We start from the raw sequence: 695 nt of genomic DNA on the forward strand, positions 1-695 counted from the left end.
CCCCCTCTCTGTGGGGAAGGCAGAACGCAGCTTGGTAGGGCGCGACCTGCGTACACACTTCGCAACGGGCAAGACTGGCTTCTCCACCCTACGACGGACTCTCTCAGCGCTCCTGCGGGAACCGCTTGGACTCCGAGCAGTGCCCCGCAACCTTGCTCGGCCTGACGGCAGCGCCAACTACTCTCTGGAGAGCAGCGGCGATGAGCGGCTGACGGAATGGATGCACGCGAGGTTGCAGCTCTCGGTGTGGGTAGGACCTGACGGTGTGGTCCTCGATGAGGTTGAGACTGCTGTGCTCAATGTGCTTCGGCCGCCCCTCAACCTGGCCAAGATGGGAAGCCTGGGCGACCGCAGGGTCAAGGCGGCTCGTGCAGCTATGGCAGAGGAGGCAAGGGCCTGGCAAGAGGCGTGACGGAATCTACGGTCGCGCCTGAGCTGGGTGCGGCGCACCGCACCCTCGGCCGCACTCGCACACGTCGCGCACCACGCCCGACGCTCACTCCTCCCCTCACACCTGCGGACTTGCCAGTGCCATGAACGCGGCTGCCGCTGGCACCCGCGACATCGCGGCTGCGCCGGCCCTCTCCTTCTCGTCCTGTCCCGCGAGCTGGGTGGCCGGCTGTGGCGGCTGGCTGACGTGTGCGCCGCATGCGCTGCGCCGATGAAAGACGCGTCGGCCGTGCCAGCGACCGCCC

The 695-nt window shown here is 67.9% G+C and carries 1 protein-coding gene and 1 pseudogene; both read left to right on the forward strand.

From position 1 onward, the window contains the following. The coding region (locus IF89_RS48870) for a GIY-YIG nuclease family protein (RefSeq protein WP_234328039.1) at window positions 1-412 on the forward strand (412 nt) is incomplete at its 5' end. Between the two features lie 18 nt (window positions 413-430). Further along, window positions 431-695: pseudogene (locus IF89_RS48875) on the forward strand (hypothetical protein); the annotation flags it as partial.

This window comes from Streptomyces sp. NRRL F-2664, from assembly GCF_000719345.1.
Taxonomy (GTDB): Bacteria; Actinomycetota; Actinomycetes; order Streptomycetales; family Streptomycetaceae; genus Streptomyces.